This is a genomic window from Prevotella melaninogenica (assembly GCF_018127925.1).
GTDB classification, from domain to species: Bacteria; Bacteroidota; Bacteroidia; order Bacteroidales; family Bacteroidaceae; genus Prevotella; species Prevotella melaninogenica_C.
In genome coordinates, this window is record NZ_CP072348.1 from 959,893 (window position 1) to 977,240 (window position 17,348).

Here is a 17,348-nt window from a genome sequence, read left to right on the forward strand (position 1 = left end):
TATTATGACAAGAGAACAATTCGTCGAACAGGTCGGTCGGGAACAGGCAACATTACGCCGGTTCCTGACGGCTCTATGCTGCGGCAATAGTGCTGAAGCTGACGATATTGCTCAAGAGGCGCTCATCAAAGCCTACCTTCGCAGTAGTCAATATGACGAACGTGGACAGTTCTCGGCTTGGCTAATGAAAATAGCTTATCGTGTCTTCATCGACTCACGTCGCAAACAGAAACACCAACAGGAACTACCCCTTGAGAAGGCTATCACGCTCCAAGGAAACAGTAAGAGTGATGAAGCCTTCCGCTATCAGGAACTACACACTGCGTTGGCAACGCTCTCAGAGACAATGCGTACAAGTATTTTGCTCTATTATATGCAGGGCTATCAAATAAAAGAGATTGCAGAGATAACCGAAAACAGTGAGGATGCGATTAAGAAACAACTCTCACGTGGACGGCAAGAACTTAAACATATTTTGGAAAGATGAACGAAGATAAATTCTTAAAAGACTTGCTCTCGGACTATCATCCGCAACTGTCGGATGACAATGCCTTCATGCAAAGACTGCAACGACAGATGGAACTTATCGAAGAAGTCAAGGCATATCAACGTGCAGAAAGCCGAAAAAACAAACTGATGTCGCTTAAACTGCTTGTTGTCGGGGTTGTTTTGGGCTGTATAATGACGCTTGCAAGCTTCACGCTACCTACTATCTTTGATAGATATATCAATGGAACTGAATCGGAATTCATCCTTACCTTGCTTCACAACGTTCAGTATATTGGACTGGCAATAGGTGCAGCCTTCGTCACACTCAGCCTATTGTTTACCACGAAATTAGTAAATCTAAAAGACGAAGCAACGCTTCAATAGCGATTTTTGGGACTTTGTTGAAGTAGAAGAAAGGGCGAATGTGTTTACAACAGATAGCTGTCACCGCTCTCTGTGAGTAGAAAGAAATAAGAAAAGAGGCATCCTCACGATGAGAATGCCTCTTTTCTTGTTTTATCTTTTGTGATTATCTAACCTGGATAACCAAATATTTGCTTGTGCTCCAGAAGGTCTGTGGATCAGTAATACGGAGTACATACTGTCCGTTTGTATCAGTTGTCAGGGTGTAGCTGCTGCTTGGATGAGCAGTCAACAGATGAGCACTCTTGCTGTAAAGCTTGATTTCCTTGTTAACACGGATATCAATCTTTGTGAAGTAACCCTTGTTGAAAGAACCCTGAAGAACCTTACCACCATCGAGGATACGCTGTGCCTTCAACTCGCTCTTAGTACCAAATACATACCAACCAGTGTTCAACTGCTTGTCCTGTGTATTGATAGTCTCAGTCTTCTGGTTGCTCTCTGTCTGGAGATTCTCTTTCTCCTTGGTGAGGTTTTCTTTCTCTGCTGTAAGGTTCTCCTTATCAGTCTTGAGATTTGTAACATCTGTATTCAAACCTGTGATAGTCTCATCAAGTTCCTTGATATGGATATTCTTTGACTCCAACTCAGCACGCAACTGCTTCAACTCAGTCTCCTTTGCGCTCAATTGACTTGTCAGACGACTAAGAGTTTCCTTCATTGCATCACCCTTAAAGCCTGTTTCACGCAGCTGTTGCTGTAACTTCTTGATGAGTTCACGGTTTTCCTGCATACGCTGAGCGATAAACTGGATATTCTCCTTCATCTGTTCTGTCTTGTTAGCAGCCTCACCATTCTTAGCGATAGTAACACGATTCTCTGCCTCGTTGATAGCAGCAAAACCCTGCTGGATATCATTCAACGTTCCCATCATGTCATTAATTTCGTGATCACGTGCATCAATAACACTACGCAAAGAATCACTCTGTATTTCGGATGGGTTCAAAGCCGACTTCTTGTCTTGGTTGCAGGATGCCAGTGCAAGTACTCCACATACTGCGAAAACTAATAGTTTATTCATACATTATACTTTTTTATCCGTTTGTTTCTTCCTATCAGAAGATTTTACTTTTTCTTTTCCTGCCACTACAATGACGAACTCACCACGTGGTTCTGTCTCTTTGAAGTGGGCTATTACTTCATCCAATGTACCTCGAACGCTCTCTTCATGCAGTTTTGAAATCTCACGACAACAACTTACTTGTCGCTCGGCTCCAAACACCTCAGCAAACTGTTCTAAGGTTTTCACAACTCTATAAGGAGACTCATAGAATATCATTGTACGCGCTTCTTCGGCTAAACTCTCTAAATGAGTCTTACGTCCCTTCTTCTGAGGGAGGAATCCTTCAAAGCAAAAGCGGTCACAAGGCAAGCCACTTGACACCAAAGCAGGTACGAAAGCGGTAGATCCCGGAAGCGTCTGAACAGTTATTCCATTGGCTGCAGCCTCACGAGCGAGGAAGAATCCTGGGTCACTAATGCCTGGAGTTCCCGCATCTGAGATCAGTGCAACCGTCTCACCAGCTTTTAATCTATTGACTATACCAGCAGAACTTGCATGTTCATTGAATTTATGATGAGACATAAGTCGATTCTTAATCTCAAAATGTTTCAACAAGATACCCGATGTACGAGTATCCTCACACAAAACTAAATCAGCCTCCTTTAGGATTCTGATAGCACGGAGTGTCATATCCTCCATGTTTCCAACCGGTGTCGGTACGAGATATAATGTTCCCATTGTTGGTTGCAAATGTAAAGTAAATGAACAGAAGGACAAAATAAATTAGCTTTTTTTACATAACAATCATGTCCGTTTGCAAGGAAAAAGACAAAGTAACAATGATGTTATAATTTTAAAGAATAAATACTACTATCTACGAAAAAATACAACTTCATTCTACAAATTAACTTTCAGTTCTCTTTTATTTTCCGCTAAGAAGACAAAGAACACACTTCCTCAATAACTTTTAACGCTTAACGTTTATCTATTCTTTTTAAATTATATATCTTTGCAATGATTATGACAAAGATAGACAACCATAACGGTGAAAGACGTCGTCAAGGACGCATTGAAGTGATTTGTGGAAGTATGTTCTCTGGTAAAACCGAAGAACTCATCCGTCGTATGAAACGTGCAAAGTTTGCAAAGCAGAAGGTTGAGATTTTCAAACCTTCTATTGACACACGCTATTCAGACGAGGATGTAGTCAGTCATGACCAGAACAGCATCCATTCTACACCTATCGACTCATCTGGCAACATTCTTCTTCTTGCCTCAGACATTGATGTCGTGGGCATTGACGAGGCACAATTCTTAGACGAGGGACTCACTGATATCTGCAATAAGTTGGCAAACAACGGTGTACGTGTCATCGTTGCGGGCCTCGACATGGACTTCAAAGGCGTACCTTTCGGGCCTATTCCAGCTCTTTGTGCCATTGCAGACGAGGTAACAAAGGTACACGCAATCTGTGTGAAGTGTGGCGCGTTGGCATACGTTAGCCACCGTCTCATTGCTGACGACCGTCGTGTCATGCTCGGAGAGCAGCAGGAATATGAGCCTCTATGCCGTGAGTGCTACAAGAAGGCAACACAGGAAGAAGCAAACAAAAACGTTTAAAATGACTTATGAGACAAACAATTACTTTTGATAAGTTCATACGTTGGGCATTGATAGCACTTGCCGTTTTAGCAGTAGGATTTATTATCAATGCTCTTTCCGAGGTTCTTTTACCATTCTTTATAGCATGGCTAATAGCCTACCTCCTCTATCCTATCGTGAAGTTTGTACAGTATAAACTCCACGTACCAGGTAGAGCTTTGAGCATAATCATCACCTTTATATTGGTTGCAGCACTCTTTACTGCCATCTTCATGTTCATTGTTCCACCAATGATCAATCAGGTTGATAAGTTTATGACGATTGTCAATCGCTATCTACATGAGACGACACATACCAATGACATAGCGACAATAATACAGAAATGGATTAGGGAGAATCAGACTGAAATTGAAAGATTCTTAAAGAGTCCTGACTTCACAAACACGATTAAGACCGCTATGCCGAAGTTATTCTCTGTAATAGGTCAGACGGCAAGTATCGTGATTTCTATCATTGCATCATGTATCACCCTACTCTATACCTTCTTTATCCTACTTGATTACGAGGTATTGACAAACAATTGGATTAGGATATTCCCAAAGAACGTACGTCCTTTCTGGGCAGGATTGGCACAGGATGCTGAGCGAGAATTGAATAATTACATACGTGGACAGGGACTGGTTTCACTCTGTATGGGTATACTCTTCTGCATTGGCTTTACCATTATTGATTTCCCAATGGCTATCGGTATGGGAATCCTTATTGGTATTCTTAACCTCGTTCCTTATCTCCACACCTTTGCACTTATCCCAACAGCTTTCCTTGCATTGCTCAAAGCTGCTGATACAGGACAGAATTTCTGGATTATCTTTGCCTCTGCACTAATTGTCTTTGCGGTTGTACAGTTGCTTTCGGATATGGTGATAACACCAAAGATTATGGGTAAAGCTATGGGGCTCAACCCTGCTATTCTACTCCTTTCTCTCTCTGTTTGGGGTGCACTCTTGGGCTTTATCGGACTTATCATAGCCTTACCACTCACAACCCTTATCATTGCTTACTGGCAAAGATATGTCACCAAAGAGGGTGATGGAGTTCAGGTAGAAAACATACCGGCTATTGCTGAGGAAAAGAAAGAAGATAAAGAATAAAGAAAGATAGTATCTATAGAACTATAACGAGCCTCCTTTTCACATGGAAAGGGGGCTTCTTTTTAATGCTATCTACCACCCGCACCAATGGTGCTTACCATGAACACCATATGTGTTAAGCCTTAGCACCATATGTGCGCCACCTTAAAACATCAACTGAAGATAGGAAAAGAGGGACATTAAGGTCACTATCATAAAGATAGGAAGACGTTAATGCAAAACAAGAAACACGTTTATAAAATAAAAATAGCTCTCCTCTTCACACGAAAAGGAGAGCTATTTTTATACAATCTACACCACTATTAGCAGTTTATCAACACCATGAAAACTCAGCTAAAGTGGCGTTTAATGTACTTATTTATACGTAAGACTCTAAGAACTTAACTGTTCCGGAAACCTTAACTGTTGTTGCTGTAGCTGGAAGGAGTACACTCTCACCTGCACGGAATGAGATAGTATTGCCCTCAGCATCAGTAATCTCACCCTCACCCTTAAGTCCAACGAAGATAACAAAAGAATCCAAATCACTATAGTCAAGCGTCATGGGTTCTGTAAGATCATAAACAGAAGTGGTGAAGTAAGGACAGCTAACGAGTTCTATAGGCTCATTCTGACGTGCCTCATACTGTGTGCGATAGTCTGGATAGACAGTATAATCAATGCACTCAGCAGCTTCCTTGGTATGCAACTGACGATAATTGCCCGCTGCATCCTGACGCTTGAAGTCATAGATACGGTAGGTTACATCGCTTGTCTCCTGTATCTCTGCCAAGAAACAGCCTGCACCGATAGAGTGAATACGACCTGCTGGCAAGAAGAATACGTCGCCTTCCTTCACAGGATATTCTGACAAAGCCTCAGTAATGGTGTCATTTTCAACCATTTCCTTGTATTGTTCTGGTGTAATCTGCTGCTTCAAACCACTGCGAAGAGAGGCATCAGCATCACTTTCCATCACATACCACATCTCAGTCTTACCACGACCTAAACCCTGTGCTTGTGCCTGCTCGTCCGTTGGATGAACCTGAATAGAAAGCTGCTCGCGTGCATCAATGAACTTAACAAGCAGAGGGAACTCATTGCCAAAGCGCTCATAGTTCTCCTTACCCACCAGTTTATCCTTCAATGTGTCAACCAGTTTGTTCAGTGTCCAGCCTTTATATTTGCCATTAGAGACAACACTCTCGTTGTCCTTAACACCTGAAATTTCCCAGCTTTCGCCCACCTGCTTCTGATCAGAAGTCAAATGCTTGAAAGGTACTATCTTTTCTCCACCCCAAAGGATAGACTTCAAAAGGGGATTAAACTTAAACATTTCCATTTTTTATTGCTATTTTGATGTATCAAACTTTATAATAACGAAACCAATCTATGGTCTCATTTGTACTGCAAAGTTACACTTTAATCAGTAGATTACCAAGAAAACTGATAGAAAGGCGTTGTTTCATTCTCCTCTAAAAGACAGAGAGAAGATTGTCATATCGGATGATTACACAACTGACTTTCACCTTTACTCCTATTCTATTCCTACTAATAGATAACAAGAAATTATCCATCAGTTTCTGCATCGCGGTTTATATCAACAATAAAGCTGTTGTTTGGCTTATGTAGAAAATAGGTTTAGACTTATAAAACCTATACTTTACAAAGCTCAAACAACAGCTTTAGCCTATCATTTTACTTAATTTCAGACATTCGCTTTGTCTGTTTCTGAATTATCTTTTGTGTTGATTTGTCTGATGCAAACACACTGTAGAATCCTTGTGGTTCGTGTGCAGGGTCGCAAGTAAAGTCATCTCCTGCCTGCCAACGCTCATGACGAGGTTTTCCATAACCACCCCAACCCCAGAAGTTACAACCAACAAGAAGTCCGCCGTTCATTGCATTCTGTGCAACAGCATCCATGACATACTTATAATAAGCATCACGTGCCTTTGTTGTACTCTTCAATGAGAACGAGAAACCATCACGAGGATAACCGAACTCCTCAAGTACAAGCGGCTTATTAATACGCTTACAGATTTCAAGATGACTATCAATATAATCCCGAGTATGCTTAAAACTTGCCTTAAGGTCCTCTTTTAGATGTGTCTTTCTTGCCCATTGCCAGTTGTATGGCCAAATGTGAATATTGCAATAGTCCACATTCTTATCTGCACAGATACGCTCAAAGCAGCCATAATCACGCTCACAACCAAAAGCACCTTCACTTCCAAGGCTTATCAGATGGTTCTGATCAAGGCTACGAACGAGTGCTGTAGCCTCTGAAAGCCACTTCTCAAACTCTGGTAAAGCTTCCTTGGAGAAGGCACGAGGCTCGTTACAAATCTGCCAAGACATGATTGTAGGGTCATCAACATACTTGATACCAGAGTATCGGTTGGTACGACTAAGGATGAAGCGAATATGCTCATAGAACATTAAATGTGCCTTCTGATTAGCCGCAAACTTGCTGGCAAACTTTGTATAAGCGCCATAGCCGTCTCTACGTGGTATCAAAGCAGGTCCCTCATCAGCCCACTCCAAATAAGCACCATAGCCCCCACTCCATTCCCAAGAGTTGGTAAGATAAAGTACAGCAACCATCTTTCGCTTGCTCATCTCAGTTAAAAGATAGTCTAATCCTGCAAGAATAGAATCGTTATATACACCCGGACGAGACTGTAAGACAGGCTCTATCTTATCCTCAACACCGGGCAAACCATCTGCACCAACCAAAATACGGAGGTTATCAATACCCAAACGCTGCATCTCATCGAGTTCGCGACGAAGACGCACACGGTCTCCTCCTAACCCTTCAGAGCCAAGAATGGGTCCATACCAGAAGTTTGCTCCCACGTAATAGTAGGGTTTTCCACCACGAACAAAACGTCCGTTCTTTACTTTCACAAAGTCACCGGCCATCATATTCACAGCCATTGCCAAGGCAATAATTGCCATAAAAACTCTTTTCATATATTAGTAGTAAGTCGAAAAATTACCAACTTTACGAGCAATGTTTCCCTTTTAGGGAAGATGCATCTACTTATTAATACACCTAAGGCAAGTTTTTCCCTTACCCACATTGCTATTTTTAGAAGAATAAATCGTTCTTCCATCCAAACGTTTGGACGCTTTTCGTATTGCTTTAACAAAAGAACAGAAGTTACTCATTAAGCAAAAACATGGCAAAGACAGTCAACTATCTACCCTATTATCATCTCCTTTTATTAAAAACCTTTTCATTTTAAGACTTCGAAAAACCGCAGGCAAGGATTTGAAAAATCATTACATAATTTCAAGAAAAACATCTATAAATAACGACAAAAGCACATACAAAAAGCATATCTGCAACTAACAGCAAATCAATTAGTTATAAAGTAGTAAAGCAAAAGGTGCTTAACTGGACTTCAAAAGGGCGTTAGTAAGGTGCTTAAAGGGCGTCTTTTGCAAGCTAAAAGGGCGTCTTTTAGAAGCCAAAAAAGCATGTATTGATTTTGAAGAGTATGAAAATAGTTTACAAACTTCAACTAATAAGAGAATACGTTGTTTGTAGAAGACAGATAGATATATGGGTCTTCAGGATTTTGGAGTGATAAGTTTTGCCATTTAAGGTTAGGTTTCTGACGATATGTCACACGGAGAAAAGGAGAGGACGGAGGATTATAAGGAAAAGCAATGGAAGTCACGGAGGCACCGTCGGTGCGTAGAGCGACGGAGCTTGTTTGGCAATTCTATTAGTAATTTATATACAAAACGTTTATTCCAAAATATTTATCAAGAATCTGTAGGCTACATCTCCGTCGCTCTTTGTGCCGTCGGCACCTCCGTAATATTGCGTTTACCTCCGTCCCCTCCGTGACTCCGTGTGCCTATTATATAAGACTTTTAGTTTATCACTCCATATTTCGGAAGAACCATAAATACGCTTTTACTTTTTACTCTTTAACCGTTTTACTTATCCAAACCTATCCTTTTTCTCACATTTATTTACTAACTTTGTAGCCAAATGAGCAACAACATAACAGATATAAAGCAATTACTGAATGATGAGACCGACGAGAAACATTTCTCGTTTGAGGTTCTTCCCCCTTTGAAGGGTAACGGAACAGCGTCTCTTTTCCGCAATATTGATCAGCTCAAGGAGTTTAATCCGAGCTTCATAAACATAACCACTCACCATAGTGAGTTCGTATATCACGAGCGCGAAGACGGACTATTGGAACGTCAAAGTATACGTCGTCGACCTGGAACGGTAGCCATTGCAGCTGCTATCCAGCAAAGGTATGGCATTCCTGTCATCCCTCATGTGATATGCTCGGGTGCAACGAAAGAAGATATTGAGTACGAATTGCTCGATTTACAGTTTCTTGGTATAGAAAACTTGATGCTTCTGCGTGGCGATAAAGCGCGTGAAGACCGATTCTTTACACCGACAGAAGGCGGTCATAGTCATACGACAGAACTGATTGAACAAGTGAATAGTTTCAACGAAGGTATATTCATTGATGGTTCTACCATGAAGCATCCAGGTAGGCGTTTCGCGTATGGTGTGGCATGTTATCCAGAGAAACATGAGGAAGCACCTAACCTTGAACAGGACCTACGTTACCTCAAGATGAAGCAGGATCTTGGTGCAACATTTGCCGTTACACAGCTTTTCTACGACAATGAGAAGTTCTATAACTTCGTTGATCAGGCTCGTAAGATGGGCGTTACCATTCCTATCATACCAGGAATTAAGCCTTTTGCAAAGCTATCCCAGCTGAATGTCGTTCCAAAGACATTCCATTGTGATATCCCAGAAGAGCTTGCTGGATTAGCTTTACTGTGTAAGTCGGACGAGGAGGCACGCCTGTTAGGTATTGAGTGGGCTGTTAGACAGGTGAAAGACCTTTATGCACATGGTTTCAACAACGTACATTTCTATACCGTTTCGGCAGTGAGCAGTGTGCACGAGGTAATGAAACGGTTGGTAGAAACGGGTCTTCTACAACAGAACAGCAAATAAAAAAGAATACAAGAGAAGATGAACTTTTCAGAAGTTATAGGACAAGAAGCAGTGAAGGAACGGCTTATTCAGATGGTTAAAGAAGACCGTCTGCCCCATGCCTTGCTTTTCTGCGGACCACAAGGAGCAGGTAAGATGGCACTTGCAATGGCTTTTGCCAGCTATTTGCTTGCTGGTGACGAGGCCGAGGAAGCTACGTCATCAACCGTATCAAATGCTCGTGCCATGCTTCGAAACTGGGAACATCCTGACCTCCACTTCTCTTATCCTACCATCAAACTACCGAGCATGAGTGGTGAACACCAACCTGTAAGTGCAGACTTTGCGAAGGAATGGCACGGACTCATCATGCAAGGGACTTACTTCACCATGAATCAATGGATGAATCAGATGGGGGCTACCACGCAGCAGGCTATCATCACGGGTGCTGAGAGCGACGAACTGTCACGCGTTTTGGCGTTGAAATCAAGTCAGGGGGGCTATAAGGTGTCTATCATCTGGCTGCCAGAACGAATGAATCTCACCTCAGCCAATAAGCTATTGAAGCTATTAGAGGAGCCACCACAGGGCACTATCTTCCTCATGGTATGCGAAGAACCAGAGAAACTTCTCGAAACTATCATCAGCCGTACACAGCGTATTGATGTGAAACGCATCAACGATGAGGCGGTTGAACAAGCACTCATCAACAAAAGGGGGATTGATACTGATGCGGCACACCGCATTGCTCGTATCGCAAATGGTAGTTGGCTGAAAGCATTGGAAGCAATGGATACGGGTAATGAAAACCGTGAATTCCACAACATGTTCCAAATGCTTATGCGCCTATGTTACCTCCGTAACGTCAAAGACCTCAAACGTTGGAGCGAGGTTGTAGCAGGATATGGACGTGAGAAAGAGCGTCGTATGCTTACTTACTTCCAACAGCAAGTGCGCGAGAACTTCATGTTTAACTTCCAAAAACCCGAACTCAACTACATGACTTTGGAGGAAGAGAACTTCGCTAAGAACTTTGCACGATTCATCAACGAGGCAAACGTCATTGAAATCAACGAACTCTTCCAGCGTGCTAATCGTGATATCGGACAGAATGCAAACGCTAAGATTGTCTTCTATGACATGGCATTGAAACTCATTGTGCTGTTGTTGAAGAAGTAGACGAGTGGACAGGTGAACAAGTAGACGAGTTAACAAGTTGACAAGTTATATGCTTGAAACCTGTACAATATAATTAATCATTGCTTATCACAGCCTACCAAACTCTACAAGCAAAGAGGTACTTGGAGGCTTCCAACATATATATAAACAAAAAGAAACAATCAATGGATTACAAAGATATGAAATTCAAGGTCTGGCATGGTTGCGACCGAGGCTTATGCCACAAAGGTTGTGGCAGACAAAACCACCAGTTGAACACATTCGACTGGCTGGCTGACGTGCCTGGAAACAACCAGACAACTGACCTTGTTGAGGTTCAATTCAAGAATACTCGTAAGGGTTACTATCACAATGTCAATGACCTTGACTTGAAGAAAGGTGACATCGTGGCAGTTGAAGCTAACCCTGGACACGATATCGGAGTCGTTACACTGACAGGACGACTCGTTAAACTGCAGATTAAGAAGTCGTCAAGTGTGAAGTCACCAGACGACATCAAGCGTGTCTATCGACTTGCAAAAGAAGTCGATATGCAAAAGTATCACGAGGCAAAAGCACGTGAACACGCTACAATGATTGAGAGCCGACAGATTGCGAAGGGCTTAGGACTGAAGATGAAGATTGGCGACGTAGAGTATCAGGGCGATGGAAACAAAGCTATCTTCTACTACATTGCCGACGAACGTGTCGACTTCCGTCAGCTTATCAAGGACCTTGCTGCTGCCTTCCACGTACGAATCGAAATGAAACAGATTGGTGCGCGCCAGGAAGCAGGACGCATTGGCGGTACAGGACCATGTGGTCGTGAGCTTTGCTGTGCTACTTGGATGAAGAATTTCTCCAGTGTTTCGACCACAGCTGCCCGCATTCAGGACATCTCACTCAACCCAACCAAACTGGCGGGTATGTGTGCTAAGCTAAAATGTTGTCTGAACTATGAGGTTGACGACTATATGGAGGCGGGTAGAAAACTGCCAAGCAAGGAGGTTATCTTGGAGACTATGGATGGCGAATACTATCTCTTCAAGACGGATATCCTCAATGGTCAATGCACCTACTCTACCGATAAGAACCTTGCAGCCAATCTCGAGACAATCAGTGCAGAGCGCGCAAAGGAGATTATCGAACTCAACCGACGTGGTGAGAAGCCTCTTTCGCTCCTTGAAGATGGTAAGGCAAAACCAGCTAAGAAGCCTGTTGACCTCCTCGCTGGTGCTGACCTCAGTCGATTTGATAAGGCAAAGAAACGCAAAAAGAACAACCAACCACGCAACAACAACGGTCAGCAAGGTGGTAGACCACAACGCGACAACCGTCGTAATCAGCGTGATGGACAGGACAACTACCGTCAGCCAAATGACAACAGACGTCCACAGAACGATAACCGTCGCCCTCAGAATGGTAATCGTCGTCCTTGTAACGGTCCTCGTCCTGCACAACAACAGAGCGAAGCTACTCCACAGAACAATAGAAATGAAGGCAGACAGCCTCAGCAAACAGAAAGAAAACAAGAATGAGACATAAGGTTTCCACCTTATTATATATCATAGCACTCATGGTAATTACCATGGGTGCTGCTTCATGCAGTGACCCACGCACCTATAATCAATATAGAAGTGTGTCACTACAGGGCTGGTCACGCAATGATACACTTTCTTTTGATATTCCTCGTCAATGGGAGGGTCACTATCAATTAGACCTCTGCCTACGTGCTGCACAGACTTATCCTTACCGCAACATAAGTATGATTATTGAACGAAAGATAATCTACTACAGACAACGAAAGAAGCGAGAAAAGACATATAATGATACTATTAATTGTGAGATTATCAATGATAAGGGAATATTGGTAGGACAGAAAGGTATCTCAAATACAGAAATACGTCAGGCGATTACCGCATTCCGTCTCAACCGCAATGACTCAATGCACGTCACGATACATCATATCATGAGCCGTGAGTTACTTCCTGGTATCAGCGATGTGGGTATCAGGCTCCTCAAGAAGTGAGACTTCTCAGTCCATAATATCTGAAGATTAGTACACGACAACATTCATAAGGATAAAATTTAATTATGAAATTATGGCAACAATGACATTACCAAAAGAAAAAACGAGTACAATGAAAGTACAGTTGAAAGATATATTATTGGCTATCTCATGGGCTGATCTCTCAAGAACTTACTTTCAAAAACCGAACTCATGGCTATATCATAAGCTGGATGGAATAGATGATAATAAGGTGCCAACAGAGTTTAATGAAGAAGAGAAACTACAACTAAAGGGGGCACTGAGCGACCTTGCTGACAGAATCCGTCGTGCAGCAGATAACATTCAATAAGCTGAAAATCTATTGTATAGCAGAATAAAAAGATAAAAAAAGGACTTTCATTATACAAAATAAAGGCTGCTTCATCCTCCACACACTGGAGTCATGAAGCAGCCTTTACCTATGTTGGAGTAAGCATAATAGTACCAATCCAAGCTATAAATATCATGTTTGGCGAGTATTAGTGTCATACTCTCTTTCATTTCATGATAATTACTTCCCCTACAAGCCATATACTAAAATAGTGATAAAGCCTAACACAAATGGTGTTGATGCTTAGCACATGTGGTGCGGAGGCTTAACACCGATGGTGCGAAGCACAAAACACCTGGCAAATACTATGCAATCAATATCCAAGCGTAATGCTATCGCCTACTGACGGATAAGATTACGTCCTGCATCTATGCGGAGGAAAATAAATAGGAGCAACGTAAAGCCCCAAAGAGAAGAACCTCCGTAACTGAAGAAAGGTAACGGAATACCAATAACTGGCGTCAAACCTAATACCATTCCTACGTTAATAAAAAGATGGAATAGGAATATTCCTGCAACACAATAGCCATAGACTCGCCCAAACTTAAAGGGTTGTCGATCGGCAAGGTACATTAATCGGAGTATTAGGAAAAGGAATAGCACAAGAACAGAGGCTGAACCGAGGAAACCCTCCTCCTCACCTACTGTACAGAAGATAAAGTCTGTATCCTGCTCTGGTACAAACTTCAACTTAGTTTGCGTACCATTCAAGAAACCTTTACCCTGTAAGCCACCAGAGCCAATAGCTATCTCACTCTGATGTACATTATATCCTGCTCCTGCGAGGTCCTCATCTAAGCCTAAAAGTACGTTGATACGCACACGCTGGTGTGGCTGCATGACATCGTTCAACACATAGTCTGCTGAATAGAAAAAAGCTATTGACCCTAAAGCAAACAATGCAATATAGAAATAGTTAGCAAAGCGAGTGTTCATTGCATTATAAACTAAATAGCCAATAACACATGCCGATAAAATCAACTGAACCCAAACAACATCAAACGGAATAACAAACTCTGAGAAGAGCAAGGCAAGTCCTGTGACACCAAAGACATAAGTTAGCAATAGGCGCGTACGTCCTTTGTCGCCCACATAGACCCACACCATGACCGAAGAGAATATCTGAACAAGTAGGAGTACAACAAACTTTCCTAAGGACGTTGGTGTATCCCATAACAAGATTTCCTCATACTTGATTCCGACAACAAAGTAAATGACCATTGCCAGACCAGTGAATAGGAACGCACCAGACATTCCTTCACGATAAAGCATGAGGAAGAAAGAGAAATAAACCAAGGCAGAACCTGTCTCACGCTGTCCGACAATACACAGCATTGGTAGGAAAATGATTCCGCACGCACCAGCAAAATGCTTCCAATTCTTGATAGTAAAGCCATAAGCCGACATAAACTTGGCTATTGCTAATGCCGTTGCAAATTTCGCAAACTCGGCAGGCTGCAATCGGAGTGGACCCATAACGAGCCACGAGCGAGAACCCTTAATACTATGAGGATTAAAGATTGTGGCAAAGAGAAGGAGTACTAACAAACCATAGATGACATAAGCAAAGGTGTCATAGAAACGGTCGTCCATCATTAGAAGCACAAAGCCTAAACAGATGGAAGTACCAATCCACACAATCTGCATACCCGAGCGGGTTGAAAGTGAGAAAATCTCTGTATCGCCATAAGTATAACTCGCACCGCAGACACTCACCCATCCAAAGGTGAGCAACGCAATATAGATACCTATCGTCCACCAATCTAATGAACGAAGTACACCTGGTTGTCTGTCTGCTGTATAATTACTTGGCACGATTTACGTTCTCCTTGCTTTTTTGTTTATCTTTGGATTGAACCTTTGATTTCTCTTTTGGTTGTTCCTTTGGTTTATCTTTTACTTGCTCCTTCGGTTTAGCCTTAGGTTGTTCCTTAGGCTTTTCTTTCGCCTGTTCCTTAGACTTCACCTTGGGTTGTTCCTTTGCTTTGTCTTTGGATTGCTCCTTAGGCTTTTCCTTCACCTTAGACTTTTCCCCATTATCCTTTCGATTATCTTTATTCTTTTCTTTTTCTTTTTCCTTCTTATCGCCTTCCTTATCTTTCTCTTTCTTCTCAGTCTTAACCGTTGTTTCAGGCTCTACACGGATAGCAGGTTCGTTCTGTGGTTGCTTCTTCTTCTCCTTTTCCTCAGCTTCTTTCCTTGCCTTTGCTTCCTTCAGCTTTTCTGCATCAGCTAAATCCTGCTTCTCTTTCACCTTCTTCAGCGAGTCTCTAATAGTATTTACACGCTTGATAGAGTCGAGACGAAGAGAGTCTGCACGTGACAAAGGACGCTTGAAAGAGTAAGCGATATGGCGTTTCTGAACCGCTGCAGCACGAGCTTCATCACCAGGGGTAAGCTTTCCATTAATATACTGCTCTATCATTAGCGAACCAATTGGCACACCGTAGTCTGCACCAAATCCACCATTCTCAACATAAACAGCAATAGCTATCTTTGGAGTATCAACAGGTGCAAAGCCCATAAACACAGAGTGGTCCTTACCACGGTTCTGAGCTGTACCCGTCTTACCTGCCAATGAGTAACCAGGATGAACCGCATGCGCACAAGTTCCACCACGCACTGATGACACCATACCCGCAATTACTTCTTGGTAAGCTCTTAGACTTCCCTTTGTATGGTGCTTCTCCACATACTTCTTATCGAGTTTTTTCCCTTGAATACTACGTACAACATGTGGCGCAATGTAATAACCACGATTCGCAATCGTAGCACCGAGGTTCGCAATCTGCAGCGGAGTAAGGTTGACCTCACCCTGTCCGATAGAAATAGAGATAACCGAAAGCGGGTTCCATTTCTTAAAAGCATTATCATAGAACTTCGCATTTGGAATCATACCGCGCTTCTCACCAGGAAGATCGATACCTAATTTATAACCGAAACCCATTGACACCATGTAGTCGCGCCACACGTTCATAGCATCCTCCAATGTCTTATATTTCCTACGATTGGAGAGCATATGATAGAGTCCCCAACAGTAATAACTATTACAAGAGGTGCTGATTGAAGGTACTAATGAAATAGGAGATGCATGTGCGTGACAACCGACATGAAGTCCTTTAAAGTTGAATCCATGATGACAAGGATAACGAGTTGAGTCTGTCACAATCCCTTCTGTGAAATACGTAACAGCCTGTCCTGTCTTAAACGTTGAACCTGGAGGATATTGACCCATTATAGCACGATTAAGTAGGGGCTTGGCTGGGTCGAGCGTCATATCTCGCTGGTACTTACCACGCAGTTTACCTATCATCGAACGAGGGTCGAAAGTAGGTGCAGAAACCATTGCTAAGATTTGTCCAGTCTTTGGTTCGATTGCCACAACAGCACCTAATTTACCTTCCATTAGGCGTTCACCAAGTGCCTGAAGTTCTGCATCAAGACCAAGTTGGATATCACGTCCAGGATGTGGACGCTGGTCATACTTACCATTCTGATAGCGACCTTGTATCTGTCCGTGGGCATCGCGCAGAAGTATCTGTACTCCCTTTACTCCACGTAAGTCTTTCTCATACTCACGCTCGACACCCATCTTACCGATATAATCTCCTGGCTGATAGTACTCATCTTCCTCAATATCACCCTGACTCACCTCTGCTACATCTCCAAGGACATGTGCAGCAATAGCTCGTTGATACTGACGAACACTACGTTTCTGAATATAAAAGCCTGGAAAACGATAAAGTTTCTCTTGGAAGACACTAAAGTCTTTATCACTCAATTGGCTCAAGAATAGTTGTTGCGTAAAGCGAGAGTAACCCGGATTCTTACTTCTATCCTTGATGTTAGCCATTCGGTTGATAAAATCAGCCTTTGTTATGTTTAGTGCCTTACAAAACTCCAATGTATCAAGATGACCTTTCATCTCATTGGTTACCACCATAATGTCATAAGCTGGCTGATTAAAAACCAGCAGCTTCCCATTCCTATCAGTGATAGAACCACGTGAAGGGAACTCAATCTTCTTTAAGAAAGCATTAGAGTCGGCACTCTTCCGATAGTCGTCACTGGCTATCTGAAGAGCAAAAAGACGTATAATGTATATCACCACGATACCTATTGCAACAGCACTAAGCACGAGGCGACGTTTCTCTAAATCATAATTCTTCATT

The 17,348-nt window shown here is 42.4% G+C and carries 15 protein-coding genes; 9 read left to right on the forward strand and 6 right to left on the reverse strand.

Annotation, left to right across the window (positions count from 1 at the left end; genetic code table 11):
- Positions 1-4 precede the first annotated feature (4 nt).
- Positions 5-487, forward strand: a complete 483-nt coding sequence (locus tag J4861_RS09445) for an RNA polymerase sigma factor (RefSeq protein WP_204867753.1) — start codon at positions 5-7, stop codon at positions 485-487.
- Positions 484-873 carry a PTS cellobiose transporter subunit IIC gene (locus J4861_RS09450; protein WP_211816664.1) on the forward strand — a complete coding sequence of 130 codons (390 nt, stop codon included), beginning with the start codon at positions 484-486 and terminating at the stop codon, positions 871-873. The genes J4861_RS09445 and J4861_RS09450 overlap by 4 nt, the downstream gene beginning before the upstream one ends.
- Before the next feature lie 145 nt (positions 874-1,018).
- Here the strand turns inward: J4861_RS09450 and J4861_RS09455 are convergent, their stop codons facing one another.
- Together J4861_RS09455 and rsmI are read right to left on the reverse strand one after the other, a co-directional pair.
- Positions 1,019-1,933 (reverse strand): Cbp1 family collagen-binding glycoprotein adhesin, encoded by a 915-nt coding sequence (locus J4861_RS09455; protein WP_211816665.1) that lies wholly within the window; start codon positions 1,931-1,933, stop codon positions 1,019-1,021.
- A gap of 3 nt (positions 1,934-1,936) precedes the next feature.
- Complete coding sequence (gene rsmI, locus J4861_RS09460; RefSeq protein ID WP_211816666.1) at positions 1,937-2,653, reverse strand: 16S rRNA (cytidine(1402)-2'-O)-methyltransferase; 717 nt, start codon at positions 2,651-2,653, stop codon at positions 1,937-1,939.
- A gap of 282 nt (positions 2,654-2,935) precedes the next feature.
- On the opposite strand from rsmI, the gene J4861_RS09465 reads away from it, so the two are divergent.
- Complete coding sequence (locus J4861_RS09465; protein WP_211816667.1) at positions 2,936-3,535, forward strand: thymidine kinase; 600 nt, start codon at positions 2,936-2,938, stop codon at positions 3,533-3,535.
- Between the two features lie 8 nt (positions 3,536-3,543).
- Positions 3,544-4,668: an AI-2E family transporter gene (locus J4861_RS09470; protein WP_211816668.1), complete on the forward strand. Its 1,125-nt coding sequence runs from the start codon at positions 3,544-3,546 to the stop codon at positions 4,666-4,668.
- Between the two features lie 358 nt (positions 4,669-5,026).
- On the opposite strand, the gene J4861_RS09475 is transcribed toward J4861_RS09470, so the two are convergent.
- Both J4861_RS09475 and J4861_RS09480 read right to left on the reverse strand, forming a co-directional pair.
- The gene (locus tag J4861_RS09475; protein ID WP_211816669.1) at positions 5,027-5,989 is read right to left on the reverse strand and encodes a type I phosphomannose isomerase catalytic subunit; all 963 of its coding nucleotides are present in this window, start codon (positions 5,987-5,989) and stop codon (positions 5,027-5,029) included.
- A gap of 356 nt (positions 5,990-6,345) precedes the next feature.
- On the reverse strand, positions 6,346-7,608 hold the full coding sequence (locus J4861_RS09480; RefSeq protein WP_249110821.1) for a glycoside hydrolase 5 family protein: 1,263 nt from the start codon (positions 7,606-7,608) through the stop codon (positions 6,346-6,348).
- 1,048 nt (positions 7,609-8,656) lie between these two features.
- Between J4861_RS09480 and J4861_RS09485 the strand changes: the two genes are divergently transcribed.
- The 5 genes from J4861_RS09485 to J4861_RS09505 all read left to right on the forward strand — a co-directional run bounded on the left by J4861_RS09485 (position 8,657) and on the right by J4861_RS09505 (position 13,155).
- Positions 8,657-9,658 carry a methylenetetrahydrofolate reductase gene (locus J4861_RS09485; RefSeq protein ID WP_211816671.1) on the forward strand — a complete coding sequence of 334 codons (1,002 nt, stop codon included), beginning with the start codon at positions 8,657-8,659 and terminating at the stop codon, positions 9,656-9,658.
- Positions 9,659-9,676: 18 nt separating this feature from the next.
- A complete protein-coding gene (locus J4861_RS09490; RefSeq protein ID WP_211816672.1) occupies positions 9,677-10,816 on the forward strand; it encodes a DNA polymerase III subunit in 1,140 nt (379 codons plus the stop codon).
- Positions 10,817-10,980: 164 nt separating this feature from the next.
- A complete protein-coding gene (locus J4861_RS09495; RefSeq protein ID WP_211816673.1) occupies positions 10,981-12,333 on the forward strand; it encodes a PSP1 domain-containing protein in 1,353 nt (450 codons plus the stop codon).
- Complete coding sequence (locus tag J4861_RS09500) at positions 12,330-12,824, forward strand: gliding motility lipoprotein GldH (protein WP_211816674.1); 495 nt, start codon at positions 12,330-12,332, stop codon at positions 12,822-12,824. The genes J4861_RS09495 and J4861_RS09500 overlap by 4 nt, the downstream gene beginning before the upstream one ends.
- A 73-nt stretch (positions 12,825-12,897) precedes the next feature.
- The gene (locus J4861_RS09505) at positions 12,898-13,155 is read left to right on the forward strand and encodes a DUF5053 domain-containing protein (RefSeq protein WP_211816675.1); all 258 of its coding nucleotides are present in this window, start codon (positions 12,898-12,900) and stop codon (positions 13,153-13,155) included.
- 360 nt (positions 13,156-13,515) lie between these two features.
- Here the strand turns inward: J4861_RS09505 and rodA are convergent, their stop codons facing one another.
- Both rodA and mrdA read right to left on the reverse strand, forming a co-directional pair.
- The gene (gene rodA, locus J4861_RS09510) at positions 13,516-14,991 is read right to left on the reverse strand and encodes a rod shape-determining protein RodA (protein WP_204867784.1); all 1,476 of its coding nucleotides are present in this window, start codon (positions 14,989-14,991) and stop codon (positions 13,516-13,518) included.
- Complete coding sequence (mrdA, locus tag J4861_RS09515; RefSeq protein ID WP_211816676.1) at positions 14,981-17,347, reverse strand: penicillin-binding protein 2; 2,367 nt, start codon at positions 17,345-17,347, stop codon at positions 14,981-14,983. Before mrdA ends, rodA begins: the two co-directional genes overlap by 11 nt.
- Position 17,348: the final 1 nt, after the last annotated feature.